Origin of the sequence: Mesorhizobium sp. 1B3, assembly GCF_050958605.1 — a bacterium.
In the GTDB taxonomy this organism is placed as follows: Bacteria; Pseudomonadota; Alphaproteobacteria; order Rhizobiales; family Rhizobiaceae.
In genome coordinates this window covers 698,672-722,829 of sequence record NZ_JBJHDO010000001.1, presented here as the reverse complement: position 1 = coordinate 722,829, position 24,158 = coordinate 698,672, and the positions used below count along the sequence as shown (strand labels likewise).

The 24,158-nt window shown below is 62.9% G+C and carries 27 protein-coding genes; 21 read left to right on the top strand and 6 right to left on the bottom strand.

Annotation, left to right across the window (positions count from 1 at the left end; all coding sequences use genetic code 11):
* Positions 1 to 223 precede the first annotated feature (223 nt).
* From ACCO56_RS03400 to ACCO56_RS03390, 3 genes are read right to left on the bottom strand one after another with little or no spacing between them, the layout of a single operon-like run.
* On the bottom strand, positions 224 to 853 hold the full coding sequence (locus ACCO56_RS03400) for a dihydroneopterin aldolase (protein ID WP_433637616.1): 630 nt from the start codon (positions 851 to 853) through the stop codon (positions 224 to 226).
* Positions 850 to 2,034 carry a (5-formylfuran-3-yl)methyl phosphate synthase gene (locus tag ACCO56_RS03395; protein WP_433637614.1) on the bottom strand — a complete coding sequence of 395 codons (1,185 nt, stop codon included), beginning with the start codon at positions 2,032 to 2,034 and terminating at the stop codon, positions 850 to 852. The genes ACCO56_RS03400 and ACCO56_RS03395 overlap by 4 nt, the downstream gene beginning before the upstream one ends.
* The gene (locus ACCO56_RS03390; RefSeq protein ID WP_433637612.1) at positions 2,031 to 2,570 is read right to left on the bottom strand and encodes a DUF3280 domain-containing protein; all 540 of its coding nucleotides are present in this window, start codon (positions 2,568 to 2,570) and stop codon (positions 2,031 to 2,033) included. The genes ACCO56_RS03395 and ACCO56_RS03390 overlap by 4 nt, the downstream gene beginning before the upstream one ends.
* Positions 2,571 to 2,623: 53 nt before the next feature.
* Between ACCO56_RS03390 and ACCO56_RS03385 the strand changes: the two genes are divergently transcribed.
* The 6 genes from ACCO56_RS03385 (at position 2,624) to ACCO56_RS03360 (ending at position 7,778) form a co-directional block, all read left to right on the top strand.
* Positions 2,624 to 3,895, top strand: a complete 1,272-nt coding sequence (locus ACCO56_RS03385; RefSeq protein ID WP_433637611.1) for an ABC transporter substrate-binding protein — start codon at positions 2,624 to 2,626, stop codon at positions 3,893 to 3,895.
* A 25-nt stretch (positions 3,896 to 3,920) separates the two neighbouring features.
* Positions 3,921 to 4,895, top strand: a complete 975-nt coding sequence (locus ACCO56_RS03380; protein WP_433637609.1) for a YVTN family beta-propeller repeat protein — start codon at positions 3,921 to 3,923, stop codon at positions 4,893 to 4,895.
* Positions 4,896 to 4,930: 35 nt separating this feature from the next.
* Positions 4,931 to 5,404, top strand: a complete 474-nt coding sequence (locus ACCO56_RS03375) for a hypothetical protein (protein ID WP_433637608.1) — start codon at positions 4,931 to 4,933, stop codon at positions 5,402 to 5,404.
* Positions 5,405 to 5,488: 84 nt separating this feature from the next.
* Complete coding sequence (locus ACCO56_RS03370) at positions 5,489 to 6,271, top strand: ATP-binding cassette domain-containing protein (RefSeq protein ID WP_433637607.1); 783 nt, start codon at positions 5,489 to 5,491, stop codon at positions 6,269 to 6,271.
* Positions 6,272 to 6,309: 38 nt separating this feature from the next.
* A complete protein-coding gene (locus ACCO56_RS03365; protein WP_433638321.1) occupies positions 6,310 to 7,146 on the top strand; it encodes an ABC transporter permease in 837 nt (278 codons plus the stop codon).
* The gene (locus ACCO56_RS03360) at positions 7,143 to 7,778 is read left to right on the top strand and encodes a hypothetical protein (protein WP_433637605.1); all 636 of its coding nucleotides are present in this window, start codon (positions 7,143 to 7,145) and stop codon (positions 7,776 to 7,778) included. The genes ACCO56_RS03365 and ACCO56_RS03360 overlap by 4 nt, the downstream gene beginning before the upstream one ends.
* A gap of 1 nt (position 7,779) precedes the next feature.
* On the opposite strand, the gene ACCO56_RS03355 is transcribed toward ACCO56_RS03360, so the two are convergent.
* A complete protein-coding gene (locus ACCO56_RS03355) occupies positions 7,780 to 8,724 on the bottom strand; it encodes a LysR substrate-binding domain-containing protein (RefSeq protein WP_433637603.1) in 945 nt (314 codons plus the stop codon).
* A gap of 115 nt (positions 8,725 to 8,839) precedes the next feature.
* Between ACCO56_RS03355 and ACCO56_RS03350 the strand changes: the two genes are divergently transcribed.
* The 9 genes from ACCO56_RS03350 (at position 8,840) to ACCO56_RS03310 (ending at position 18,170) form a co-directional block, all read left to right on the top strand.
* Entirely contained in the window at positions 8,840 to 9,883 is a 1,044-nt protein-coding gene (locus ACCO56_RS03350) for a class 1 fructose-bisphosphatase (protein ID WP_433637601.1), read from the top strand.
* Positions 9,884 to 9,900: 17 nt separating this feature from the next.
* Complete coding sequence (locus ACCO56_RS03345; protein WP_433637600.1) at positions 9,901 to 10,773, top strand: phosphoribulokinase; 873 nt, start codon at positions 9,901 to 9,903, stop codon at positions 10,771 to 10,773.
* A 9-nt stretch (positions 10,774 to 10,782) separates the two neighbouring features.
* Positions 10,783 to 12,792 (top strand): transketolase, encoded by a 2,010-nt coding sequence (gene tkt / locus ACCO56_RS03340; protein ID WP_433637598.1) that lies wholly within the window; start codon positions 10,783 to 10,785, stop codon positions 12,790 to 12,792.
* 10 nt (positions 12,793 to 12,802) lie between these two features.
* Positions 12,803 to 13,882, top strand: a complete 1,080-nt coding sequence (fba, locus tag ACCO56_RS03335) for a class II fructose-bisphosphate aldolase (RefSeq protein WP_433637596.1) — start codon at positions 12,803 to 12,805, stop codon at positions 13,880 to 13,882.
* Positions 13,883 to 13,913: 31 nt separating this feature from the next.
* The gene (locus ACCO56_RS03330; RefSeq protein WP_433637593.1) at positions 13,914 to 15,374 is read left to right on the top strand and encodes a form I ribulose bisphosphate carboxylase large subunit; all 1,461 of its coding nucleotides are present in this window, start codon (positions 13,914 to 13,916) and stop codon (positions 15,372 to 15,374) included.
* An 11-nt stretch (positions 15,375 to 15,385) separates the two neighbouring features.
* Entirely contained in the window at positions 15,386 to 15,805 is a 420-nt protein-coding gene (locus ACCO56_RS03325; RefSeq protein ID WP_433637591.1) for a ribulose bisphosphate carboxylase small subunit, read from the top strand.
* 210 nt (positions 15,806 to 16,015) lie between these two features.
* The gene (gene cbbX, locus ACCO56_RS03320) at positions 16,016 to 16,906 is read left to right on the top strand and encodes a CbbX protein (RefSeq protein ID WP_433637588.1); all 891 of its coding nucleotides are present in this window, start codon (positions 16,016 to 16,018) and stop codon (positions 16,904 to 16,906) included.
* 1 nt (position 16,907) lies between these two features.
* Positions 16,908 to 17,597, top strand: coding sequence for a ribulose-phosphate 3-epimerase (gene rpe / locus ACCO56_RS03315; protein ID WP_433637586.1), 690 nt, complete (start codon positions 16,908 to 16,910; stop codon positions 17,595 to 17,597).
* A 15-nt stretch (positions 17,598 to 17,612) separates the two neighbouring features.
* Entirely contained in the window at positions 17,613 to 18,170 is a 558-nt protein-coding gene (locus tag ACCO56_RS03310) for a thioredoxin family protein (RefSeq protein ID WP_433637585.1), read from the top strand.
* A 256-nt stretch (positions 18,171 to 18,426) separates the two neighbouring features.
* Here ACCO56_RS03310 and ACCO56_RS03305 read toward each other — a convergent pair whose 3' ends face one another.
* Positions 18,427 to 18,804 carry a c-type cytochrome gene (locus tag ACCO56_RS03305; protein ID WP_433637584.1) on the bottom strand — a complete coding sequence of 126 codons (378 nt, stop codon included), beginning with the start codon at positions 18,802 to 18,804 and terminating at the stop codon, positions 18,427 to 18,429.
* A gap of 294 nt (positions 18,805 to 19,098) precedes the next feature.
* Between ACCO56_RS03305 and ACCO56_RS03300 the strand changes: the two genes are divergently transcribed.
* The 6 genes from ACCO56_RS03300 to ACCO56_RS03275 are packed head-to-tail and all read left to right on the top strand — an operon-like array spanning position 19,099 to position 23,739.
* The gene (locus ACCO56_RS03300) at positions 19,099 to 19,308 is read left to right on the top strand and encodes a hypothetical protein (protein WP_433637583.1); all 210 of its coding nucleotides are present in this window, start codon (positions 19,099 to 19,101) and stop codon (positions 19,306 to 19,308) included.
* Between the two features lie 12 nt (positions 19,309 to 19,320).
* Positions 19,321 to 20,298 (top strand): ABC transporter substrate-binding protein, encoded by a 978-nt coding sequence (locus tag ACCO56_RS03295; RefSeq protein ID WP_433637581.1) that lies wholly within the window; start codon positions 19,321 to 19,323, stop codon positions 20,296 to 20,298.
* On the top strand, positions 20,295 to 21,101 hold the full coding sequence (locus tag ACCO56_RS03290; RefSeq protein WP_433637579.1) for an ABC transporter permease: 807 nt from the start codon (positions 20,295 to 20,297) through the stop codon (positions 21,099 to 21,101). Before ACCO56_RS03295 ends, ACCO56_RS03290 begins: the two co-directional genes overlap by 4 nt.
* Positions 21,070 to 21,804: an ABC transporter ATP-binding protein gene (locus tag ACCO56_RS03285; RefSeq protein WP_433637577.1), complete on the top strand. Its 735-nt coding sequence runs from the start codon at positions 21,070 to 21,072 to the stop codon at positions 21,802 to 21,804. Before ACCO56_RS03290 ends, ACCO56_RS03285 begins: the two co-directional genes overlap by 32 nt.
* Before the next feature lie 11 nt (positions 21,805 to 21,815).
* Positions 21,816 to 22,778 (top strand): quinoprotein relay system zinc metallohydrolase 2, encoded by a 963-nt coding sequence (locus ACCO56_RS03280; protein ID WP_433637574.1) that lies wholly within the window; start codon positions 21,816 to 21,818, stop codon positions 22,776 to 22,778.
* A 13-nt stretch (positions 22,779 to 22,791) separates the two neighbouring features.
* The gene (locus ACCO56_RS03275; RefSeq protein ID WP_433637572.1) at positions 22,792 to 23,739 is read left to right on the top strand and encodes a quinoprotein dehydrogenase-associated SoxYZ-like carrier; all 948 of its coding nucleotides are present in this window, start codon (positions 22,792 to 22,794) and stop codon (positions 23,737 to 23,739) included.
* A gap of 7 nt (positions 23,740 to 23,746) precedes the next feature.
* Here the strand turns inward: ACCO56_RS03275 and ACCO56_RS03270 are convergent, their stop codons facing one another.
* The gene (locus tag ACCO56_RS03270) at positions 23,747 to 24,103 is read right to left on the bottom strand and encodes a hypothetical protein (RefSeq protein WP_433637570.1); all 357 of its coding nucleotides are present in this window, start codon (positions 24,101 to 24,103) and stop codon (positions 23,747 to 23,749) included.
* Positions 24,104 to 24,158: the final 55 nt, after the last annotated feature.

The following is a 24,158-nucleotide window of genomic DNA, read 5'->3' as shown; positions in this document are numbered from 1 at the left end:
AGCCACCTCTCCCCCACATTCGTGAGGGAGAGGAACCGCCGGCCGCACACTCGCCACCTTTCCTCTTCCCTACAAAGTGGGGGAGAGGTGGCTCGGCGCAACCGAGACGGAGAGAGGGACTTGCCAAGCAATAAGGAAAGACATTTCCGGATATAGGAATGCTATAGCTCGCCCGGTGGGGGCGCAGCATCGGCAGAACTGGTGATTGCGGGCTGACCATGAGCTATGCCACCCCTTCCCACACCGACCCGATGCGTATTCCCGGCAGCTTTCCCTCCGCCAGGATCGCCGCCGCGTTGGCCGTGTCGCGTGGCCCCGCCAGACGAAACTCGATGCCGGCGGACAGCATCGCGTCGAAGGCCGGATCGAGAATGCCCCTGGCCGTCAGGCCGGCTATGTCGTCACGCTCCGAAAAAGCGCAACTTTGCTTGACGAGCAGCAGTCCGTCGGCTTCGAGCTTATTCGCTAGCCAGGCGGCCAGCGCATCCGAAGTGATATCCCAGGACGCGCGAATGTCCGGCGCGGCGATCGTCAGCGTAGACGGCAGCCATACCGGGATCCTGTGCTCCCCCAATGCATGCTCGATATCTCCGACGGACCACGCCGGCACGAGATTTCGGCCGTGGTCGAGGATGACATAGCCGAACTGGTCCATCGCCAGGATCGCCATGGCGTGAGCGGCCTTGTCTGAAAAGCCCATGCTCTTCTGGGCGGCACGAACCTGGTTCGCGAATGGTCCCCCTCCGGGCACGATCACCAGCGGCAGGCTCGACGCGGCAAACGCCTCGATCCAGACGCCTCGTTCCGCCTCCCATGCCGTGCTGCCGCCGAGCTTGACGACGGCGCGCCTCATGAGGCGCCGCCTTTTCGCCCGGGGCTGCTATCCGGCTTGGACGGCGCAGCCGTCCGCAGCGCACCATGCCGTTCCTTCGCTCTCTTTCGCTCTATCTCCACGCCAACGCCCCCGGGGCCCAATTCGAGCTTTTCGACCCTTACGGTTACGCGGGTGACACGGGGATTCTCCAGGACATAGGCAGCCACTTGCTCGGCCAGCGTCTCGGCCAGCATGACATGCCCCCGTGCCACGATGGACCGGATGCCGTCCATGATGACGTCGTAGGAAAAAACGTGCCTCATATCCTCGGGATGGCTGGTAACCCGCAGCACGTCAGCGGAGACGTCGAAGCGCACCTCCTGCGCATGACCATGCTCGAAACTGTAGGCGCCGATGTGGACGGGAAGCACGAAGTCCCGAACGAAGATCCTGTCGGTGCCGAGCGCGGTCTCGCCGTCGCCGGGCGCATAGCCGCGCGCCGCGAGCAGGCGATAGTCGATCCCTGTCGTTTGGCCGGTCGGCCGCTCCTCCGGGATGAGCGAACGTATCTGCGACACCGCTTCAGCGTCGACGGCGGCGGTGCGCAGCGAGTTGTCGCAGAGCGCGCCGCGAAAACCCAGGAAATCCGGCGAGAAGGCAAGAAGCCGCGGAATGTCAGGCGCTTCGAGTGAACCAGCGAGCCCGACGGCCAGCCCGCTATCGCGAGCCATTTCGATGAAGCCCGGCACGCGCTCGGGCGGCAGGTGGTCGAGCAACCGCCCGCCCATCTTTCCCGCCGTATCCACCATGACGCCGTGAAATCCATGGCCGGCCAAAATCGGCAGCAAGCCGAAATCAGGCGCGCGGTCGGCGAAGAGCACGGCGATCAGCTTATTGCGCGACGCAGGCTCGGCAAGCGCGGCGGCGCAGGCCTCGGCGGTCTCCGAAGGGAAGAAGCCGATCTTGACGAAATCGACACCGGTCGAAGCAATCTCCTCGACCTTCCCCAGGATCGTCTCAGGCACCATGGGCAGGTCGCCGCAGACCGCACTGGTGGCTCGACGGCCTCCAACGGATTTGACCACATGGCGGATCGTCTCGACCGGAAGTGCGCCTAGAGCGCCGGCGCTGGGGTTCTTGAGGTCGACGATGTCGGCGCCGCACGAAATCACGATCTCGGCCTCTGCGGCGTCCATGACGCTGGCCAGCATCTTGGTCATTTGGTCAGCCTCTCCAGGCGCTGCGACAGGATATTCTTGTAGAGATAGGCGACGGCTCGCCGCCAGGATTCATCGGTATTGCCGCGCATGTCGACGCTGGCGCTCGTCAGCGGTTGCGAGGTAGCCGCGTCGTGAACGAAAACGTGCATGCTCAAAACCAATTCGGAAACCTTGCGGACTACGCCGGTGAAAGCGTAATCCGCGCCGAGTTCGCGTGCAAAGGCGTCGGCGCAGTCGCCGCAGGCCTGGAGATTGGCTGCCGACGCCTTGGCGGCGACCGGCGCGATGTCAACGATCTCGAAGCCGGTCGAGGCCAATTGCCCGCGCAGGCTTTCGCCGACCATGTGCAGCCTCTGTTGCTCGGCTTCACGGCGATCGGGCGCACCGGGCACCAAGCTGCCATGTTCCAGCTCGAAATCGAAAACCGCCGCCTTTCCGGCCGCATATCCAGGAAGGGTTGAACCGCACGTTGCGATAGTTGCCAGTAAAAGGAAAGTTATGGGGGTTGCGGGCGGCAATAGCTGCGATAAAGTCATTTTGGCACCAAACCTTCGCACCGTTGCCCGCCTTTCAGGTGGGATAATGGTGCATGCGGAAAGAACGCGTTGCTATGAAGAGCATGGTGCCGAATACTCTCTTGGCTTTCATCGGACTTTTTTTGGCAAGCGTCAACGCCGTGCCTCTGCTGGCTCAAGAGGCGCAACCGACGAAACCTGCACAGGCAAAGAAGGTCGAAAAACCGGTAACGGAAATCAGGATCGGATATCTTCGCGCCTACGAGCCGCAGCTCGCCCTGTCGGTTCTCGACGTGCCGCCCCGCGATGAGGGAGTGGCCGGCGCCAATGTGGCGATCGCCGACAACAATACGACCGGGAATTTCCTCGGCCAGAAGTTCACTCTCGACGTAACCGAAGTGAAGCCCGGCTCCGACATCGTGCCGTTGTTCAAGTCGATGATCGAAAAAGGCGATCGCTACGTGCTTGCCGATCTGTCGGCCGCACAGTTGCTTTCGATCGCCGACATTGCCCGAGACAACGGGGTGCTGCTTTTCAATATCGGCGCCACCGACGACGCACTGCGCGAGGAAGAGTGCCGGGTAAACGTGTTCCACATCGCGCCGACACGCTCCATGCTGGCCGATGGCCTGGCTCAGTACCTCATCTGGAAACAATGGCCGCGATGGGTTCTGATCTACGGCTCGCATGAAAGCGACCGGCTGTTCGCGGATGCGCTGCGGCGGGCCGCCACCCGCTTCGGCGGTCAGATCCTTGCCGAAAAGGAGTTCAAGGATGAAGGCACGGCGCGGCGGACGGATACGGGCGTCGTGCAGATCCAGCGGCAAATGCCGGTATTCACCCAAGATCTGCCCGAACACGACGTGGTGCTCGTCGCCGACGAAAGCGAGGTGTTCGGCACCTACGTGCCGTTCCGCACCTGGATCCCGCGCCCGGTCGCCGGGACCGCCGGCCTCACGCCGTCGGCCTGGCATCCTGCCAGCGAGCAATGGGGCGGCACTCAGATCCAGAACCGCTTCGCCAAGGCGAATGGCCGGCGCATGCTCTCCAAGGACATGTCGGCTTGGACGGCAGTGCGCATCGTCGGCGATGCGGCGACACGCACGCAAAGCGCCGAACCCGAGAAGATCGAAGCATTCATACGCGCCGACGATTTCTCCATTGCAGCCTTCAAGGGCCAGAAACTCACCTTCCGCAAATGGAACTGGCAATTGAGGCAGCCGGTCTTCCTCGGCGACGGCCGCTCGGTCGTGACGACCTCGCCGCAGGAAGGTTTCCTGCATCAGGTGTCGGAACTGGACACGCTGGGCGTGGACCAGCCGGAGACAAAGTGTGTGCTCAAATAAATCCGTAACATACGGGAGGAACTTGATGCGAAGAGGATTGTCCATTCCTGCGATGGTCACGGCGCTGGCCCTGACGGCCAGCCCGGCATGGGCCTACATGGTCTATGTCTCCAACGAGAAGGACAACACCATCACCGTCGTGGATTCCACCACGATGCAGGTGGTCGACACGGTCAAGGTCGGGCAGCGGCCGCGCGGCATCACCATCTCGCATGACGGGAAGTTCATCTATCTCTGCGCCAGCGACGACGACACGATCGAAATCATCGACGCCGCCACGCTGGAGATCGTCGGCACCCTGCCCTCGGGTCCCGACCCTGAACTCTTCGTGCTCTCGCCCGACGGCAAGACGCTTTATGTCGCCAACGAGGACGACAATCTGGTCACCGTGATCGACGTCGAAGGCAAGAGTGTCATCGCCGAGATACCGGTCGGCGTTGAGCCCGAGGGCATGGGCGTCAGCCCGGACGGAAAGACCATGGTCAACACGTCGGAAACGACGAACATGGCGCATTTCATCGACACGGAGACGCATGAGATCACGCACAATGTTCTCGTCGATTCTCGTCCGCGCTTCGTCGAATTCACGCCCGACGGCAAGGAGGCCTGGGTCAGCGCCGAGATCGGCGGCACGGTGTCGGTCATCGACAACGAAACGCGCGAAGTGAAGCACAAGATCACTTTCGAGATTCCCGGCCTGCGCGCGGAATCGATCCAGCCAGTCGGCGTACGCATTACGGCGGATGGCAAGAAAGCCTATGTGGCGCTCGGGCCGGCGAACCGTGTGGCGGTCGTCAACACCGAGACCTACGAAGTGGAGAAGTATGTGCTGGTCGGCCAGCGCGTCTGGCAGCTCGCCTTCACGCCCGACCAGAAAACGATCATCAGCACCAACGGCGTGTCGAACGACATCACCTTCATCGACGTGGCGAGCGACGAACCCGTCCAGTCTGTCACCGTCGGGGCGTTGCCGTGGGGCGTTGTGGTCTCGCCCAAGTAGAACTTGTCTACTTCAATTGGTTAGGAGGAAAATGGATGTACAAGGCAATCGCATTCGCGGCCATGATTGGACTGGCAGCCGCCCAACCACAGGCCTGGGCGGGAAGCGGAGACGACGATGACGACAATGCACCGCAGGCGGCAGCCGCGGAAAAGCCCACGCGGGCCAGCAAGGATGTTCCCGAGCTTATCCTGGGGACCAAGGACGATCAGTTCACGGTGAACCAGAAGGATTTCGAACTGATCGCGAGCCAGGGCTATCGCTGGAAAATCACCGCCGCCGGAGGCCTGGAGTATAAATTTCATACCGATCTCTTCCGCAACGTGTGGATGAACCAGATCGTCATCAACGATCTCGAGGTTCACATGAACGGCGCGCCGGCCTGGCTGGAATTCGACGGCGACGGAACGATGCAGGTCCAGTTTTCCACTGTACGGCCAGGCGTCTATACATGGTCGGTCCCTGACCTTGCCGACAAAGGCATGAAAGGCACGATCACCATCAAATAAGGCCGGGCAAGACAGGGGCGCCTTTAGTCGGGACTGCAAAAGGTGGCCCCCTGTCCTAACTTGTGGCGAGGAGGAGCCTCTCCCATGCAGCACGTGCGGACATATGGTGGATCGGACGGTGTGGCGGCACTCGACGTCGCCGCGGTCAGCCATGCTTACGGGCCGAAACGTGCGCTCGACAGCGTCTCCTTTTCCTTGGCGCCGGCGAGCTTCGCGGTTCTGCTCGGTCCGAACGGAGCCGGCAAGACTACGCTGTTCTCGTTGATCAGCCGTCTTTATGACACGCGCCAGGGGGCGATCCGCATCTTCGGTCACGACGTGACCAGGGCCTCGGGTGAGGCGCTGAGGCGACTGGGCATCGTCTTCCAGGCACGCACGCTCGACCTCGACCTCAGCGTCCACCAGAACCTCTCCTACCATGCGTCTTTGCATGGCATCGGCTCGGCGGAAGCGCGGCGCCGGATCGACGCCGTGCTCGCCACGGTCAATATGGGCGATCGCCTCCACGACAAGGCGCGCAGCCTGTCGGGCGGCCAGATGCGACGCATCGAGATCGCCCGCGCGCTGTTGCACCGACCGCCCCTCCTTCTGCTCGATGAGGCGACCGTGGGGCTCGACGTACAGTCGCGCGCCTCGATTCTCGCAGATATCCGCAAGCTGGTCGCGACAGAGGGCATCAGCGCCCTGTGGGCGACGCATCTCATCGACGAGGTGGAGGACAGCGATCATGTCGTGATGCTGGCCGACGGCCGTGTTGTCGCCAATGCCAGCGTGGTCGAGGTCGTGCGCACCACCGGCACCGGGACGATCGGCGAGGCCTTTTCCAAGCTCACACACAAAAAATCCGCACCGGGGGATCTGGCGTGAACGGGCCGAAGCGCGAGGAAGCCGCGAAGGCCGGGGCACTGGCGCTCCCCGCGCCGCCCTTCGGTATTCGCGACTATCTGGTCTGCCTGAAGGGCATTCTCATCCGTGAGGGCCTGCGCTTCCTCAACCAGCGCGAACGTTTCGTCTCGTCACTGGTCAGGCCCCTGCTCTGGCTCTTCATCTTCGCCGCCGGCTTTCGCCAGGTTCTCGGCGTCTCCATTATCCCACCCTACAAGACTTATGTGCTCTACGAGGTCTACATCACGCCAGGCCTCTGCGGCATGATCCTGCTCTTCAGCGGCATGCAATCGTCGCTATCGATGGTCTACGACCGCGAGATGGGTAACATGCGCACCCTGCTCGTCAGTCCCTTCCCGCGCTGGTTCCTGCTCGTCTCTAAACTGCTCGCCGGGGTCGCCGTCTCGATCGCGCAGGTCTATGTCTTCCTGGCAGTCGCCTGGTTCTGGGGCGTCAAGGCGCCGCCGATCGGCTACCTCACGGTGCTGCCGGCGCTTTTCCTGGCAGGGCTGATGCTGGGCGCTCTAGGCCTTTTCCTGTCCTCCTGGATCAAGCAGCTCGAGAATTTCGCGGGCGTCATGAACTTCGTGATCTTCCCGATGTATTTCGCGTCACCGGCCCTCTATCCGCTCTGGCGCATTCAGGAAGCAAGTCCGCTGCTCTACAAGATCTGCCTGGCCAACCCCTTCACCTACGTGGTCGAACTCATCCGCTTCGCCTTTTATGGTCAGACCGACTGGGTCTCGCTGGCCGTCGTGGCCGGCTTTACCGCGCTCTTCCTGGCCGGCGCGATCATCGCCTACGATCCGGCTCGCGGACTGATGGTGCGTAAACAAGACATGGGAGGAAACGGATGACGATTCGCGGGAGCGCCCTCCGCAATTTGACGATCGCCGCGACGCTGCTTGCGACCGCCGGCGCGTCGACCGGAGCGGCGAACCAGGATCCGGATTGGCCGTGCATCCAGAGGAAGGTCCCCGAGCTGTCGCTCGGCCAGATCTGGAACGGACCCGAACTTCCACCAGAAGCCCGGGAATGGGCAGGGGACAAGGATGTGGCCGAGCTGGTCAGCGAAGTGGCCGCGCGGCGCGTGCCGATCGAGGAGGCCCAGCAGGAGATCCGCGACTTCGCCGACGGTCTGCCCACCGAGCAGCTCAAGCCGCAACTCGCGAAGCTCGTTCAAGGCCTGTTCGACCATATGAACGCCGAACGTTCCCAGGTCATTTCCGGTATAGCCCGCTACGCGCGAAAGCAGGTCGAGTTGGCTGCACGCCTGCGCAAGGAAGCGTCGGAGGTCGATGCCTTGCGCAACAAGCCGGATGCTGACCCCAATCAAATCGCGGCGCAGACCGACAGGCTGACCTGGGAAACGCGTATTTTCGAGGAGCGCGTGCAGTCCCTCACCTATGTCTGCGAGGTGCCCACCCTGATCGAGCAGCGCCTCTACGCCCTCGCAAAGACCGTGGGGGAGGTTATGGCGGGAAAGTGAGTTAGGCCGTGGCCCGCGGGTCGGGATACAGCTTGCCGAATAGCGGCAGGTGTATGGCGCCCTTGCGCATCAGGAACTCGTGGAACGTGGCCATGGCCGGCGAGATCGTTCGATCGGTCCGCATCACGGCGAACCATTGACGACGGATCGGCATCCCGACAACGTCCAGGATGACCAGACGGCCAGCTTCCACCTCGGACGCGATCGTGTGGGCGGAGATAAATCCGATGCCCAACCCGGCCATGACCGCCTGTTTGATCGTCTCGTTGGATCCCATCTCGGTGCCGAGATCGTCGAGCCGTCCGGGGATCTCGCCGAGGAAGATCTCCAACGAGATGCGCGTGCCGGAACCCGGCTCTCGGATCAGGAAGTTCTCCTGCGCGATCCGCTCTTTCGAAATGTCGCGGACGCCGGCCAAGGAATGATCCGGCGGCGCCACGATCACCAGCGGATGGTCGCCGAAGGCCATCGCGCGAACCGGGATGTCTTTTGGCGGTCGGCCCATAAGGGCAATGTCGACGTCATGGCTCCGCAAACTGGCGATCGTCTCCGCCCGGTTGCCGACGACGAGCCGCATGTCGATATCCGGATGTTCCTTCATGAAACTCGCCATCAGGCTCGGCGCGAAATATTTGGCCGTCGAGACGACGCCGAGCTTCAGGCTGCCCGCGCGAACGCCCTTGATCGCGTCGATCTCGTCCTGCAGCAGCCGCAGACGTTCCTCGATCGCCTGGGCGGCATCGACCACAGCGAGGCCTGCGGCGCTCGGACGCATGCCGTCCGGCGTGCGGTCGAACAGCGTCAATCCAAGCTCCTCTTCGACTTGGCGAAGCTGGATCGTCACAGCTGGCGCCGTCAGGTGTAACGTCTTGGCGGCATTGACGATCTTGCCGTGCCGGACGATCGCCTGAATTGCTCGGAACTGCCGGAGCGTGAGATTGTTCATACGGCAATGCTAAACGATTTTTAGTGGCGTCGTAAAGTTATTCAAATTTACTTACTCGTAGAGCGTGCTTCAGATGTCGCCACTGGTTCGGAAGGAGCCAGTTCGGGAGGCCCTGATGACTGCTGCGACGCTTGATGCATTCCTGAATTCCTATGCTGGCGGCGACACGCTGCGCTCCGCAGCGGCAACGGTGGTCCGCCGCCTGACCGAGGCCGCTATCAAGGTCCGCCATGCCGTCAATCAGGGCGCTCTCGGTGCTGCCTTCGCCGGAACGCGCGGGACGAATTCCGCAGGCGACATCCAGAAGGATCTCGATGTCTTCGCCGACGACATATTTCTGGATGCGATGCGGCATGCGCCTGTCGCGCTTTATGCTTCGGAAGAGCTCGATCAGCCCGTTCTGATCGATACGGAAGCGCCGCTCGCCGTCGCCATAGATCCGCTCGACGGTTCCTCGAACATCGAAACGAACGTCTCCCTCGGAACGATCTTCTCTATTCTCCCAGCGACTGGCGTGCCGGGCGGAGGCCCGGCCGCCCCTTTTCTGCAGCCGGGAGCGAGACAGCTCGGAGCCGGCTTCTTCATCTACGGGCCGCAGTTGGCGCTGGTGCTCTCCCTCGGAAGCGGCACGCATATCTTCGTTCTTTCGTCCCGGCTCGGCACCTTCGTGCAGGCTTATGAAAGCCGCAGCATTCCGCTGCGAACCCAGGAATTCGCCATCAACGCCGCCAACTACCGCCACTGGGACGAGGCCGTCCGGCTTTATGTCGACGACTGCCTGAAAGGTGGCGAGGGCCCGCGCGAAAAGGACTTCAACATGCGCTGGATCGCTTCTCTCGCGGCTGATTGCTATCGCATCCTCATCCGTGGCGGCGTGTTTCTGTATCCGGGCGACCAGCGCAAGGGCTATCACCGCGGACGACTGCGTCTCGTTTACGAAGCGAATCCAATCGCCTTTCTGGTGGAGCAGGCAGCGGGAGCCGCGACCGACACCGTAAACCGCATCCTCGACATCGAGCCGGAGAGCCTGCACCAGCGTGTGCCCGTCGTGTTCGGCTCTGCCCGGGAGGTCCAGCGCATCGCCCGGTACCACCTGGCGCCCAGCAGCATCGGCGAGCGCGCGCCGCTGTTCGGCAATCGTGGCTTGTTCCGCGCCTGACGGGGAGTGATCGAGCTATGTCCGCCAGACACCCCATCATCTCGATCACCGGCTCCTCGGGAGCGGGCACGACCTCGGTGAAGCAGATCTTCGAGCAGATCTTCCGTCGCGAGAAGATCGAGGCCGCCTTCATCGAAGGCGACGCCTTTCATCGCTACGACCGCGATGCGATGAAGCGAAAGGTTGCCGACGAAGAAAGCAAAGGCAATCCGAACTTCACCCATTTCAACGCTGAAGCGAACGAACTTCCCATCCTGGAATCGGTCTTCGACGAATATGGCCGCAGGGGCACCGGCAAGACCCGCACCTACGTCCACGACGAGAACGAGGCGAAATTCTACGGCACGCCACCGGGCACCTTCACCGACTGGCGCGAATTCCCGCCGAGCGACCTGCTTTTCTACGAGGGGCTCCATGGCTGCGCCGTGACGGAGAGCGTCGATCTTGCCCGTCATGCGGACCTGAAGATAGGCGTGGTGCCGGTTATCAATCTCGAATGGATCCAGAAGATCCATCGCGACCGCGCCACGCGTGGTTACTCGACCGAGGCGGTGGTCGACGTCATCCTGCGCCGGATGCCGGACTACGTGCGCTATATCGTGCCGCAATTCTCGCTGACCAACATCAACTTCCAGCGCGTGCCGATCGTCGACACGTCGAACCCGTTCATCGCCCGCTGGATCCCCACTCCGGACGAGTCGATGCTGGTGATCCGCTTCGCCAACCCGCGCGGCATCGACTTCCCGTACCTGCTGTCGATGATCCACGATTCCTTCATGTCGCGAGCGAATTCGATCGTGGTTCCGGGCAACAAGCTCGACCTTGCCATGCAACTCATCCTCACGCCGCTGATCCTGCAGCTCATCGAACGCAAGCGCCGCGTTTCATAGGAGCACGATATGAACGACATAGCCCTCGCCATCGAAGCCGCTTCCGACATCGACGAGGAACGCGAGATGGCGAATGCCATCCGCGCCTTGGCCATGGACGGCGTCCAGAAAGCGAATTCCGGCCATCCCGGCATGCCGATGGGCATGGCGGATGTGGCGACAGTCCTCTTCAATCGTTTCATCAAGCTCGACCCGAGCCGGCCGGGCTGGCCCGACCGCGACCGTTTCGTGCTCTCCGCCGGCCATGGCTCGATGCTGCAATATGCGCTCCACCATCTCATCGGCTATGCGGACATGCCGATGGAAGAGTTGCAGCGCTTCCGCCAACTCGGAAGCAGGACGGCCGGTCATCCCGAATACGGGCACGCAGCCGGCATCGAGACGACAACCGGCCCCCTTGGACAAGGCATAGCCACAGCAGTCGGCATGGCGCTTGCGGAGCGTCTGCTGGCGGCATGCTTCGGCCCGGAGCTCGTCGACCACTACACCTATGTGATCGCCGGGGACGGTTGTCTCCAGGAAGGGCTCAGCCACGAAGCGATCGATCTCGCCGGTCACCTGCGGCTCGATCGGTTGATCGTGCTTTGGGACGATAATTCGATTTCCATCGACGGGCCGACCTCCCTCGCCACGTCGATGGACCAGCCGGCGCGCTTCGCGGCCGCCGGCTGGCATGTCGAGCGTGTCGATGGGCACGATGTCGAGGCCATCGCCGACGCCATCGACGTGGCCCGGAGTATCGAACGACCGTCGCTGATTGCGTGCCGAACCATCATCGGCAAGGGAGCGCCTAATCTCGGCGGCTCGGAAAAGACCCATGGCGCGCCGCTGGGCGAAGCTGAAATCGCCGCTACCCGTGCGAATATCGGCTGGCCCTACCCTCCTTTCGAGGTTCCGGATGGCATCGTTTCGGCCTGGCGCGGCGTCGCCCGGCGCGGCGAAGCGGCGCGGCGCGCATGGGAGGATCGCTTGGCGGCTTCGCCGCAGCGCGGCTCCTTCGAGCGGGCGATCGCTGGCAAGCTCCCGGAAACGCTGTTCCAGGAGCTCGAAGCTTTTCGCAGGGATCATGTGGAGAAAGCGACCAAAGTCGCCACGCGGAAGGCTTCGGAGCTCGCTCTGGAAGTCATCAACGCCGCCACCGACCTCACTATCGGCGGCTCGGCCGACCTTACTCATTCGAATCTGACCATCACCAGGCAGATGAGGCGTATCGCACCGGGTGATTTCGCGGGGCGCTATGTGCATTACGGTATCCGCGAACACTGCATGGCGGCGGCGATGAACGGGCTCGCCCTGCATGGCGGCGTCATACCCTATGGCGGTACATTCCTCTGCTTCGCCGACTACGCTCGTGGCGCGATGCGGCTCTCCGCGCTGATGGGGCAGCGAGTCATCTATGTGATGACTCACGATTCCATCGGCCTCGGCGAGGACGGGCCCACGCATCAGCCCATCGAGCATCTGACGATGCTGAGGGCGACGCCGAATCTCAACGTGTTCAGGCCAGCCGACATCATCGAGACGGCCGAGTGTTGGGAACTAGCGCTGAAAACCGAGGATCGGCCGAGCGTGCTCGTGCTTTCCCGTCAGAACCTGCCGATGCTGCGGCTGGCGCATAGTCGCGAGAACCGGTCGGAACGAGGCGGCTACGTGCTCCGCGAGCCGGCAAGGGAGCGTGCCGTAACGCTGATCGCCACCGGCTCCGAAGTCGAGATCGCCGTCGTCGCCGCCGAAAGATTGGCAAGCGACCACGGCCTTGCGGCAGCCGTCGTGTCGATGCCGTGCTGGGAACTGTTCGAAGCGCAAACGCAGGAACATCAAAGCGCCGTGCTGGGGTCAGCACCGCGCGTCGCGGTCGAAGCGGCCGCCCGGTTGGGCTGGGATCGCTGGATCGGCGAGAAAGGCGCCTTTGTCGGCATGGCCGGCTTCGGCGCCAGCGCCCCTGCCCCGGATCTCTATCGCCACTTCAACATCACGCCGGACGCGGTCGTCGCCGCTGCACTGAAGCTCGTTGCCTAAGGAGAACCAAATGGCCCGCATCACCCTTCGACAGCTTCTCGATCATGCGGCCGAACACGGCTACGGTGTGCCGGCCTTCAACATCAACAACATGGAACAGGGCCTGGCGATCATGGAGGCGGCCAAGGCTTGCGACGCGCCGGTGATCATCCAGGCGTCGCGCGGCGCCCGTGCCTACGCCAACGATATCATGCTCGCCCGGATAATCGACGCGCTGGTCGAGATCCATCCCGATATCCCGATCTGCATGCATCAGGACCACGGCAACGACGAAGCCACCTGCCTGACCGCCATCCGCCACGGCTTCACTTCGGTGATGATGGACGGCTCGCTGATGGCGGATGCGAAGACGCCGGCGAGCTACGACTACAATGTCGCGATCACCGAGCGCGTCGCTCGCATGGCGCATTGGGTCGGCGCTTCGGTTGAAGGCGAACTCGGCGTGCTGGGCTCCTTGGAGACCGGACAGAGCGAGGCCGAGGACGGTCACGGCGCCGAAGGCGCCCTGTCGCATGAGCAACTCCTGACCGACCCCGACCAGGCGGTCGACTTCGTCGCCCGCACCAAGGTCGACGCGCTGGCGATCGCCTGCGGGACCTCACATGGCGCTTACAAATTCACGCGCAAGCCGGACGGTGACATCCTCGCCATGGCTGTCATCGAGGCGATCCACCGCAAGCTGCCCGACACCCATCTCGTGATGCATGGTTCCTCGTCGGTGCCCCAGGAGCTCCAGGACGTGATCAATCGGCATGGCGGCGAGATGCCCCAGACCTGGGGGGTGCCGGTCGAGGAAATCGAACGCGGCATCCGTCACGGCGTACGCAAGGTCAATATCGACACCGACTGCCGGATGGCGATGGCCGGCCAGTTCCGCCGCATCGCGGCGGAGCATCCGTCGGAATTCGATCCGCGCAAGTTCCTCAAACCGGCCATGGATGCCATGCGCAGCCTTTGCCGCGACCGCTTCGAGCGCTTCGGCGCGGCCGGCCGCGCCTCGAAAATCCAAGTCATTCCGATGGACGAGATGGCGAAACGTTACGCGTCCGGCCGCCTCGACCCGCAAACAGCAACCGCGAAGGCTGCCTGAACAGCCGCTTCGCAAGGGAAAGGACAATGCCATGACCAACATGTCCGAAACCGTGACCGGCGCCGCGCGCTACAGATCGGGCGTTCTGGAATACAAGAAGATGGGCTATTGGGAGCCGGACTACGAGCCGAAGGACACGGATGTCATTTCGCTTTTCCGGATCACGCCGCAGGAGGGCGTCGATCCGATCGAGGCGGCGGCGGCCGTGGCGGGCGAATCCTCGACGGCCACCTGGACGGTGGTGTGGACGGACCGGCTCACAGCTTGCGAGAAATACCGGGCCAAGGCTTATCGGGTCGACCCCGTGCCGAACACGCCTGGTCAGTATTTCGCTTATATCGCCTATGATCTCGACCTGTTCGAACCGGGGTCCATCGCCAACCTGTCGGCCTCGATCATCGGCAATGTCTTCGGCTTCAAGCCCCTGAAGGCGCTGAGGCTCGAGGATATGCGTTTCCCCGTCGCTTACGTGAAGACCTTCCAGGGGCCGGCAACCGGGATCGTGGTCGAACGCGAACGGCTCGACAAGTTCGGCCGACCGCTTCTTGGCGCCACGGTCAAGCCGAAGCTCGGGCTGTCCGGCCGCAACTACGGTCGCGTGGTCTACGAAGCGTTAAAGGGCGGACTTGATTTCACCAAGGACGACGAGAACATCAACTCGCAGCCCTTCATGCATTGGCGCGATCGTTTTCTCTATTGCATGGAGGCCGTCAACAAGGCGCAGGCCGAAACGGGGGAAGTCAAGGGGACCTACCTCAACGTGACGGCGGCGACGATGGAAGACATGTACGAACGCGCCGAGTTTGCACGGGATCTCGGCTCCGTCATCGTCATGATCGACCTCGTCATCGGCTATACCGCCATCCAGTCCATGGCGAAATGGGCGCGCAAGAACGACATGGTGCTCCATCTCCACCGCGCCGGGCATTCGACCTACACGCGACAGAAGAGCCACGGCGTGTCGTTCCGGGTCATCGCCAAGTGGATGCGGCTCGCCGGCGTCGATCACATCCATGCCGGCACGGTGGTCGGCAAGCTCGAGGGCGATCCGGCCACCACCAAGGGCTACTACGATGTCTGCCGCGAAGATTTCAATCCGATGCGGCTGGAGAACGGCATATTCTTCGACCAGGACTGGGCGTCGCTCAACAAGCTGATGCCAGTTGCTTCGGGCGGAATCCATGCCGGTCAGATGCATCAGCTGCTCGATTTGCTCGGCGAGGATGTCGTGCTGCAGTTCGGCGGCGGCACGATCGGCCATCCGATGGGCATCGCCGCCGGCGCCACTGCCAACCGTGTCGCGCTGGAAGCCATGATCCTCGCCCGCAACGAGGGCCGCGACTATGTGCGCGAGGGGCCGGAAATCCTCGACGCCGCGGCCCGGAATTGCCTGCCGCTGAAACAGGCGTTGGAGACCTGGAAAGACGTCACGTTCAATTACGCTTCAACGGATTCACCGGACTTCGTGCCGGTGGCGACCGCGGCCGAATGAGGAGAATTGCCATGCGCATAACCCAGGGAGCCTTTTCCTTCCTCCCCGACCTGACCGACGACCAGATCCGCGCACAGGTCCAATATTGCATCGACAATGGTTGGGCCGTGAGCCTGGAATTCACCGACGACCCGCACCCGCGCAACACCTATTGGGACATGTGGGGGCATCCGATGTTCGACAATCCGGACGCGGCAGCGCTCATGCTTGAACTCGCCGAATGCCGCAAAGCCTACGGCGACCGCTATATCCGCGTCGTGGCCTTCGATGCCACGCATGGCTGGGAGTCGGTGAAGCTGTCCTTCATCGTCAACCGCCCCGCGGACGAGCCGGGCTTTCGGCTGGAGCGCCAGGAAATGGCGGGGCGGATGGTCCGCTATACGACGAAGGCTTATGCAGCAGATCGGCCGGCTGGGAGCAGGTACGGCTGATACACTGGTTCAGCATTTGCGCCGCCCCTCATCGGCCTGCCGGCCACTTCTCCCCGTGAAGAACGGGGAGAAGGACGCTGTCATCTCCACATTCGCCAATCGTCGGCGTTTGCGATTGGCGCAGCCAAGCAGAAGGCGTCTCCCTCCCGCTTGCGGGAAGAGATGTCCGGCAGGACAGTGAGGGGGAGCCCTGACTGCAAGGAGAATATCATGTCCAGCGTGACGGAAGCGGTCGACCTGCGCGAGGAGTTCGAAAGCTCGGGAGTCAAGGCCGTGCTCGACGAGCTAGACCGAGACTTGATCGGCCTCGCCCCGGTCAAGCAGCGCATTCGCGAGACGGCCGCGCTGCTGCTGGTGGAGCGCGCGCGCCGGCGCATGGGGCTCGAGCATGACACACCGACGCTGCATATGAGCTTCACCGGAAACCCTGGCACGGGCAAGACGACGGTGGCACTGCGCATGGCCGACCTGCTTCATCGCCTGGGCTACATCCGCAAGGGGCACCTGGTGTCGGTCACGCGCGACGACCTTGTCGGGCAGTATATCGGGCACACCGCCCCCAAGACGAAGGAGATCCTGAAGAGGGCGATGGGCGGCGTGCTGTTCATCGACGAAGCCTACTATCTCTATCGCCCTGAGAACGAGCGCGATTACGGCCAGGAGTCGATCGAAATCCTTCTGCAGGTCATGGAGAACCAGCGCGACGACCTCGTGGTGATCCTTGCCGGCTACACAAAGCGCATGGAGCGTTTCTTCGAGAGCAACCCCGGGTTCCGCTCGCGCATCGCTCATCACATCGATTTTCCCGACTATGACGATGGAGAGCTCCTTCAGATCGCGAAAAGAATGCTGGATCACCAGAATTACCGGCTGGACGAGACGGCAAATGCCGCTATGTCGGAATATATCGCCCGGCGCCGTGCCCAGCCGCATTTCGCCAACGCCCGATCGATCCGCAACGCGCTCGACCGGGCGCGTCTCAGGCAGGCGAACCGACTGTTCGAGACGGCAAAAGGGCCGCTCGACGCCGCGGCGCTTTCGACGATCGCGGCGGAAGACATCACCGCCAGCCGCGTGTTCGGTCGGCCGACAGGAGCATGACATGACGACGACCAAGACCCTCATCGCCCCATCGGTACTGTCATGCGACTTTTCGCGGCTGGGCGAAGAGGTCGAGGCCGTTGCCGCGGCAGGCGCCGACTGGATCCATCTCGACGTGATGGACGGTCACTTCGTTCCGAACATCACCTTCGGCCCACCGATCATCAAGGCGATCCGCAACCGCACCGACAAATTCTTCGACTGTCATCTCATGATCGCACCGGCCGACCCATATCTCGCGGCCTTCGCGGAGGCCGGCTGCGACGGCATCACCGTCCATGCCGAGGCCGGTCCACATCTTGACCGTTCGCTGCAGACGATCCGCAATCTCGGCAAGCGCGCCGGTGTGTCGCTCAACCCCTCGACCCCGGAAAGTGTCATCGAATATGTGCTCGACCGGCTCGATCTCGTGCTGATCATGACCGTCAATCCGGGCTTCGGTGGCCAGGCCTTCATCCCTGCGGTGGTCGAGAAGGTCCGGCGCGTGAAGGCGCTGATCGGCAACAGGCCGATTCGCATCGAGATCGACGGCGGCGTATCGCCCGAGACCGCTCCGCTCGTCACCGCGGCCGGCGCCGACGTGCTTGTCGCCGGGGCAGCCGTGTTCAAGGGGAACGGCATCGACGCTTATCGCCGCAATATCGAAGCGATTCGGACCGCGGCGGATCTTGCCGTCGGCAGAGCCGCCTGAGCGAAGGAGACAAAGATGGCGGAAACTCCTCCCGTCTGCGATTTCGGATGGCCGGCAGTCGACGCCACGCTTCCAGGCACGGACGGGAGCAAGCACTCGACCTTCGCCCAGGCTGGCCCGAACGGATTGGTGGTTGCCTTCATCTGTAACCATTGCCCATATGTGAAGGCGGTCATCTCGCGCATCGTGCGAGACGCTAACGATCTAAAATCCCACGGCATCGGCTTCGTGGCGATCAGTTCGAACGATGCGATCGCCTATCCCGAAGATTCCTTCGAGAACATGAAGCTGTTCGCGCAAGCGAACCGCTTCATGTTCCCCTACCTCCATGACGAGGACCAGACGGTCGCCCGTACCTATGGCGCCGCCTGCACGCCGGACTTCTTCGGCTTCAACGGCAAGCTCGCGCTGCAATATCGCGGACGTCTCGACGCCTCGCGCCGGGAAACCGGTCCCGACGATCTCAGGCGCGACCTTTTCGAGGCGATGAAGCTCGTGGCGAGCACCGGCGAAGGGCCGAAGGACCAGGTCGCCTCGATCGGCTGTTCGATTAAGTGGAAAGAGCGGAGGTGAGATCCTGACCCCTCATCCGACCCCGCGGAGCCTGTCCTCGGGCTTGCCGGAGGCAAGACCCGTGGCGAGGCCACCTTCTCCCACAAGGGGAGAAGAGGGAGCTTGGGATTTGGCGCTTCTGTCAAATCGCAAACACTGGCGACCGGCACCAGCGTTGCGGCCGGTCTTCCCTTCTCGCCTTGAGGGAGAAGGCGTCCCGAAGCGCCGGATGAAGGGTGCTTCGCGCCGATCGTGGCGTTGATACAGTGCCAGCGTCTTAGGGGTGCTCTTTGAGATAGGCGATGACGTTGGCGATCTCGTCATCCTTCTTGAGGCCAGGGAACACCATCTTGGTTCCTTTCACCATTGCCTTCGGATCCTTAAGATATTCCGACAATTTGGCCTCGTCCCAGACCAGCCCGCCCTTGCCGGCATCGACCATCGCGGTGGAATATTTGAAATTGGGATGGGTCCCTGCCGTGCGGCCGATGACGCCTTTCAGCGACGGCCCGACCTTGTTCTTGTCCTCGTCGGCGACGTGACAGGCCTTGCACTTGGCAAAGACCTTTTCACCAGCGGCCGCGTCCTGCGCCTGGGACTGACCGGCCCAAGCCGTGACCATGGGGATGGCTGCTAAAACTGCGATGAAGCGCATGGCGTTTCCTCTCAATCGTCAAGGTGCCCTGAACGATTCCACGTTGCCGATGCCTCGGTCCCGCCGGCACACGATTTTTCTTGCGGGCCCGCAGAAGCTAGAGGGAGGATGGCCGAAGTCAATCGTACCATGGTCCTGAATTGCCGGCCGGAACGCTTTTCGCCGTTGTTGACGGGCATTGCCCGAGCGCGTAGCCTCCCATCAGCTTCTCGCTTGGCACCTGCGGGAACTGTGGTGGCGTTCGTCCGGCGCGGCGAGCCGGCGTGTATTGGGCTCACAAGCCAGAGGTGCCGCATGAACATGGTCGATCTTATCCTGACGGTCTGTCTCACCGCGCAGCCCACCGATTGCAGGACCGAGCATCTTTATTTCGAGAGCCACGGTTCCCTCACCCAATGCATGTTTCTCGCGCCCCCGGAAATCGCGAAATGGGCGAGCGAACATCCAGCCTTCAAAGTCGTGCGCTGGAAATGCGCGTTCCCCGACCGGGAGCGGTCGATCTAAGCGGTGCCCCGGATGCATTTTTCAAGGCGACAGATCCTGACGTTCCTCGCGGTGCTGGCGATGCCGGCGCGGCGCAGCCTCGCAGCAGCCAAGATCCGAATCGGCGTGCTGAAATTCGGCACGGTCAGCTGGGAGCTCGACACGCTGAAACACCATGGGTTCGATGCGGCAAACGGGATCGAACTCGACGTTGTTCCCTTTGCCGGCGAAGACGCGACCAATGTTGCGATGCTGGCCGGCGAGGTCGACGTCATCGTCTCCGACTGGCTGTGGGTGTCACGCCAGCGCTCGGAAGGCGAGGATACGACGCTTGTCCCCTACTCCACGGCGGTGGGCGCGATCATGATCGCGCCGAGCTCGCCCTTGCAGTCGCTGGCCGACTTCAGGGGCAAGAAGATCGGCGTGGCGGGTGGCCCGCTCGACAAGAGCTGGCTGCTGATCCAGGCGCTGGCCCGGCGTGACCACGGCCTGGAGCTAGCGCAAGCGAACGATGTCGTCTTCGGCGCGCCGCCGCTCCTGTCGGAGAAAGCAATGCAGGGCGAGCTCGATGCGGTCCTGAATTTCTGGCATTTCTGCGCACGCCTCGAAGCCAACGGATTCAGACGCCTCATCGGCGCTCAGGATGCGGCGGTGGCGCTCGGCGCCTCGGGTCCTGTATCGGCGCTCGGCTACGTCTTTTCCGAGCAATGGGCCAACCGCAACCCGGATGCCGCGGCCGGCCTAGTCAAGGCATCGGCCCAAACCAAGGACCTTCTGGCCCAATCGAACGACGAGTGGCTGCGCCTTGCGCCACTCGTGCGCGCCGAGGGCAAGGAGCTGGAGACGTTGCGCGACCGCTACCGCGAAGGCATCCCGCGCAGGCCGATCGCACATGAAGAAGCGGACGCCGGCAAGCTCTACCATGTATTGGCGGATATCGGCGGCGAGAAGCTCGTCGGTCCTGCTCCCGAGATGGCGCCAGGCACCTTCTGGTCGGGGCTCGCTAAATGATCGAACGGCGTACCGGCCCTGCCAGGACGGCGTCGGTCCAGCCCGCCCTGTCGTTTTGGCCTGGCCTCACGACTGCGGCCTCGCTATTGGCCTTCGCCGCCCTCTGGGCTGTCGCGGCGCGGCTCTGGCCAAGCCGCGCATTCCCGGCGCCCGATGAGGTCTGGCAGGTGTTCCTGAGGGAGGCAGCCAATGGTGATCTCGGCTTTCACCTCGGCATGACACTGGGTCGCGTCGCGGCTGCCTATATCGTGTCCATGGTGATCGGCTCCGCCATAGGCGTGTTCCTCGGGATCAACCGGAGCGCCGACCGGTTCTTCAATCCCTGGCTCATTCTCTTCCTCAACATACCCGCCTTGGTCATCATCGTGCTCGCCTATATCTGGTTCGGGCTGAACGAAGCGGCGGCGGTCGGCGCCGTAGCGGTCAACAAGATCCCCAACGTCGCCGTGACCATGCGCGAAGGCGCCCGCGCGCTCGACCTACGCTATGCGGATATGTCCGCGGTCTACCGCTTCGGCGCCTTCGACCGAATGCGTCACGTGCTCTTGCCGCAACTTCAGCCCTATTTCGCGGCGGCCTCTCGCTCCGGCATCGCGCTGATCTGGAAGATCGTCCTCGTGGTCGAGCTGCTCGGCCGCTCGAACGGTGTCGGCTTCCAGATCCATCTTTATTTCCAGCTCTTCGACGTGGCCGCCATCCTTGCCTACACGCTGGCCTTCGTGGCGGTCATGCTGCTCATCGAACTTCTCCTGGTGCAGCCCTTTGAACGACATGCAACCCGTTGGCGCAAGCGTTCCGCTTAGCGCCTATATCGCTGAAAAGACCTTCAGCTCTGCCCAAGGCGTCTCGCTCACGGCGTTGAAGGACCTGTCCTTCGAGGTGCGGGAAGGCGAATTTGCATGTCTCTTCGGCCCGTCCGGATGTGGCAAGACGACAACGCTGCGGATACTGCTCGGCCTGGACAAGGATTTCTCCGGCTCCGTGCAACTGCCCGCAGGGGCCCGGATCGCCGCCGTGTTCCAGGAACCGGTCCTGCTGCCGTGGCGCACGGTCGAGCAGAATGTGCGGCTGGCCTTGCCGAGAGATCGCAGGAGTGCCGACCTCGACGAACTGTTCGACCACCTCGGCCTCGCCGCCATGCGATCGCTCTACCCATCGGAACTCTCGCTCGGCCTCGCCCGCCGGGCAGCGCTTGCCAGGGCCTTCGCGGTCGAACCCTCGGTGCTGTTCCTCGACGAACCTTTCGTGTCGCTCGACGAGCAGACGGCCGAAAGGCTGCGCCACCTTCTTCTGGCCGTCTGGTCGGCGCGCCCGACAACCGCCCTCATGGTCACGCACAATCTGCGCGAAGCGCTGATGCTCTCAGACCGAATCGTCGTGCTGTCCAACCGCCCAGCCCACGTCGTGGGCGTCTTCGACGTAAGGCTGCCCCGAGAATACCGTTCTGCCCAGGTGATGAACGACCTCTTGCGATCGTTCCGTCAGAAGTTCCCGGATTCCATCTGAGTGAGTGGCGCATGCGAATCGACCTGCCGAGACGCAACTTCATAAAGGGATTTGCGTGCGTGGGCGCGGGCGCCGCCATGCTGCCGTGCTGCCTGCCTCGCGTCGCGCTCGCAGCCGGCGGGCTTGCGTTCACCATGCGGGAAATCGCCAATGGCGTCTTTACTTTCCAGGGCGTCAACGAGCTGATGACCCCCGTCAACCAAGGGGCGATCGCGAATATCGGCCTTGTCGTGGGAAATGACGCCTCCGCCGTGATCGACAGCGGCGGCAGCATGGTCGAAGGGCAGGCGTTGGCCAACGCAGTGAAAGAAATCACCGATAGACCGGTCCGCTATCTCATCAACACCCATATGCATCCCGACCATATCTTCGGCAACGCGGCCTTCCCAGATGCTACCGTTGTCGGGCATCGCAACCTACCCGGGGCCTTGGAGGCGCGAAGCGCCTTCTATTTGCAGAGCTATCGCAACCAGCTCGGCGACGCGCTGATGAAAGATATCGCGATCGTGCCGCCGGCCCTGCTTGTCGACGACCGGCTGGAACTCGACCTCGGCGGTCGAAGGCTCGAACTGCGGGCTTGGCAGCCCGCCCATACGGACAACGACTTGACGGTGCGCGACATCGCCAGCGGCACTTTCTTTGCCGGCGATCTCGTCTTCATGGGGCATCTGCCGACACTCGACGGCTCCCTGCTCGGCTGGATGCACCAGATGGAAGCACTCGCAGCAGTCGATGCCCGGCGTGTCGTCCCGGGACATGGCCCATCACCCACCGACTGGCCCGCCGCCTTGACCGCCGAACGGCGCTACTTCGAAGCATTGGCCCGCGATGTGCGCAAAGCCATCGCGGATGGGGTACCCCTGGCCGAGGCAGTCAAAACCGCAGGCCGGGGCGAGCGGGAGCGCTGGGCACTGTTCGACGACTACAACGAGCGAAATGCCACCGCCGCCTTCGCGGAGCTCGAATGGGAATGAGCAGACGGCTCGCATGGCCTCGTTTGCCAAGGCCGTCATGGCGGCCTATTATGCTGGAAGCCTGGGCACCACCTGTTTCGGATTGGTGGAGGCATCGATGCGACATCATACTTGCGGAGACCGGCGCAACCCGTCGCCGATCGCGGTTCTGCTTACCCTCACGTTCCTAGCCCTGGCGACCCTGACGGGGTCCACGGCGGGGGCGCTCGCCCAGCAGACGATGGCCTCGTCGGACAAGCTCTGGGATAGCATGAAGAGCGATGTCTTCGGCGAGCGCCCAATCCTCATCGATACCGGGCTCGTCCGGATCGAGGCGCCCAAACGCGCACAGGATGCTGCCCTTGTGCCGGTCGACATCTTCATTGATCCAGCCAAGGCACCGGAAGGCGTAAAATCGGTGACGATGATCATCGACGCCAATCCCGCTCCTGTGGCCGCGACATTCCAGTTGGGCAAGGAGGCGGGCGTGACGCATCTTTCGACCCGCGTTCGAGTCAACGACTATTCCTATCTGCGCGCAATTGCCGAAACTGAGGGCGGCGAACTTCATATGGCCAGGACATTCGTCAAGGCGTCAGGAGGATGCTCGGCCCCTGCAGTGAAGAACCAGGCCGAGGCCCGTGCCTCGATGGGCAAGATGAAGCTGCGCCAATTCCCAGCGGCCGAGACGATGAGCAAGGCGCAGGAATTGCAACTGATGATCCGTCATCCCAACAATTCGGGACTTCAGCGCGACCCGCTGACCCAGTATTTCATCCCCGCGCATTTCGTGCAGAAGCTGTCGATCTCGCAGGACGATCGGCTGATCCTGTCGATGGAGGGCGGGATATCGATCTCGGAAGATCCCAATTTCCGCTTCGACTTCGCCGCACATGGCGGTGGCGATATCCGGGTCGAAGCGACCGACACTGACGGCAAGGTCTTCCGTAACCAATGGCCTCTGGAGGCGGCGGGGCTCTGACGAGCTTTCAGAAGCAGCGTATATCGGCTTCCGCCTGCGCGCGGCGCAATTCCGCCCCGGCTGCCTTGGCCGGGGCGCTCTCCCGGAACAGGCCGCTCGCCTCCCCTGTCGTCAGCGCCATGCGCCGAAAGGTCTCGGCCGCTTCGTAGCGATCATAGGGAACGATCGAGGCTATGACGTCGATGGAGCAGGAACAACGTTCGAGCGCGTCGCGCGTGTCGCCATTCGGTTTCATGCAACCGAGCACATAATCGGCAACCGCGGTCGTGGGGTAGTCTCCGGCTGCATGCGCGGGGCCCAAGGTCGCGACAATCGACGCCACCAGCCCGAACGGAATGGCGGCCAAGGCAATCAATCTGCGCATCGGAAACTCTCCCATTTGCCTGAACTGGCTCGGATCGTATCGGCCTTATCAATAG

Excerpts from the sequence above, each read along its gene's own strand:
- ACCO56_RS03400 (WP_433637616.1), bottom strand. The coding sequence starts at position 853 with ATGAGGCGCGCCGTCGTCAAGCTCGGCGGCAGCACGGCATGGGAGGCG.
- ACCO56_RS03395 (WP_433637614.1), bottom strand. The coding sequence starts at position 2,034 with ATGACCAAGATGCTGGCCAGCGTCATGGACGCCGCAGAGGCCGAGATC.
- ACCO56_RS03390 (WP_433637612.1), bottom strand. The coding sequence starts at position 2,570 with ATGACTTTATCGCAGCTATTGCCGCCCGCAACCCCCATAACTTTCCTT.
- ACCO56_RS03385 (WP_433637611.1), top strand. The coding sequence starts at position 2,624 with ATGCGGAAAGAACGCGTTGCTATGAAGAGCATGGTGCCGAATACTCTC.
- ACCO56_RS03380 (WP_433637609.1), top strand. The coding sequence starts at position 3,921 with ATGCGAAGAGGATTGTCCATTCCTGCGATGGTCACGGCGCTGGCCCTG.
- ACCO56_RS03375 (WP_433637608.1), top strand. The coding sequence starts at position 4,931 with ATGTACAAGGCAATCGCATTCGCGGCCATGATTGGACTGGCAGCCGCC.
- ACCO56_RS03370 (WP_433637607.1), top strand. The coding sequence starts at position 5,489 with ATGCAGCACGTGCGGACATATGGTGGATCGGACGGTGTGGCGGCACTC.
- ACCO56_RS03360 (WP_433637605.1), top strand. The coding sequence starts at position 7,143 with ATGACGATTCGCGGGAGCGCCCTCCGCAATTTGACGATCGCCGCGACG.
- ACCO56_RS03355 (WP_433637603.1), bottom strand. The coding sequence starts at position 8,724 with ATGAACAATCTCACGCTCCGGCAGTTCCGAGCAATTCAGGCGATCGTC.
- ACCO56_RS03350 (WP_433637601.1), top strand. The coding sequence starts at position 8,840 with ATGACTGCTGCGACGCTTGATGCATTCCTGAATTCCTATGCTGGCGGC.
- ACCO56_RS03345 (WP_433637600.1), top strand. The coding sequence starts at position 9,901 with ATGTCCGCCAGACACCCCATCATCTCGATCACCGGCTCCTCGGGAGCG.
- tkt (WP_433637598.1), top strand. The coding sequence starts at position 10,783 with ATGAACGACATAGCCCTCGCCATCGAAGCCGCTTCCGACATCGACGAG.
- fba (WP_433637596.1), top strand. The coding sequence starts at position 12,803 with ATGGCCCGCATCACCCTTCGACAGCTTCTCGATCATGCGGCCGAACAC.
- ACCO56_RS03330 (WP_433637593.1), top strand. The coding sequence starts at position 13,914 with ATGACCAACATGTCCGAAACCGTGACCGGCGCCGCGCGCTACAGATCG.
- ACCO56_RS03325 (WP_433637591.1), top strand. The coding sequence starts at position 15,386 with ATGCGCATAACCCAGGGAGCCTTTTCCTTCCTCCCCGACCTGACCGAC.
- cbbX (WP_433637588.1), top strand. The coding sequence starts at position 16,016 with ATGTCCAGCGTGACGGAAGCGGTCGACCTGCGCGAGGAGTTCGAAAGC.
- rpe (WP_433637586.1), top strand. The coding sequence starts at position 16,908 with ATGACGACGACCAAGACCCTCATCGCCCCATCGGTACTGTCATGCGAC.
- ACCO56_RS03310 (WP_433637585.1), top strand. The coding sequence starts at position 17,613 with ATGGCGGAAACTCCTCCCGTCTGCGATTTCGGATGGCCGGCAGTCGAC.
- ACCO56_RS03305 (WP_433637584.1), bottom strand. The coding sequence starts at position 18,804 with ATGCGCTTCATCGCAGTTTTAGCAGCCATCCCCATGGTCACGGCTTGG.
- ACCO56_RS03300 (WP_433637583.1), top strand. The coding sequence starts at position 19,099 with ATGAACATGGTCGATCTTATCCTGACGGTCTGTCTCACCGCGCAGCCC.
- ACCO56_RS03295 (WP_433637581.1), top strand. The coding sequence starts at position 19,321 with ATGCATTTTTCAAGGCGACAGATCCTGACGTTCCTCGCGGTGCTGGCG.
- ACCO56_RS03290 (WP_433637579.1), top strand. The coding sequence starts at position 20,295 with ATGATCGAACGGCGTACCGGCCCTGCCAGGACGGCGTCGGTCCAGCCC.
- ACCO56_RS03285 (WP_433637577.1), top strand. The coding sequence starts at position 21,070 with ATGCAACCCGTTGGCGCAAGCGTTCCGCTTAGCGCCTATATCGCTGAA.
- ACCO56_RS03280 (WP_433637574.1), top strand. The coding sequence starts at position 21,816 with ATGCGAATCGACCTGCCGAGACGCAACTTCATAAAGGGATTTGCGTGC.
- ACCO56_RS03275 (WP_433637572.1), top strand. The coding sequence starts at position 22,792 with ATGGCCTCGTTTGCCAAGGCCGTCATGGCGGCCTATTATGCTGGAAGC.
- ACCO56_RS03270 (WP_433637570.1), bottom strand. The coding sequence starts at position 24,103 with ATGCGCAGATTGATTGCCTTGGCCGCCATTCCGTTCGGGCTGGTGGCG.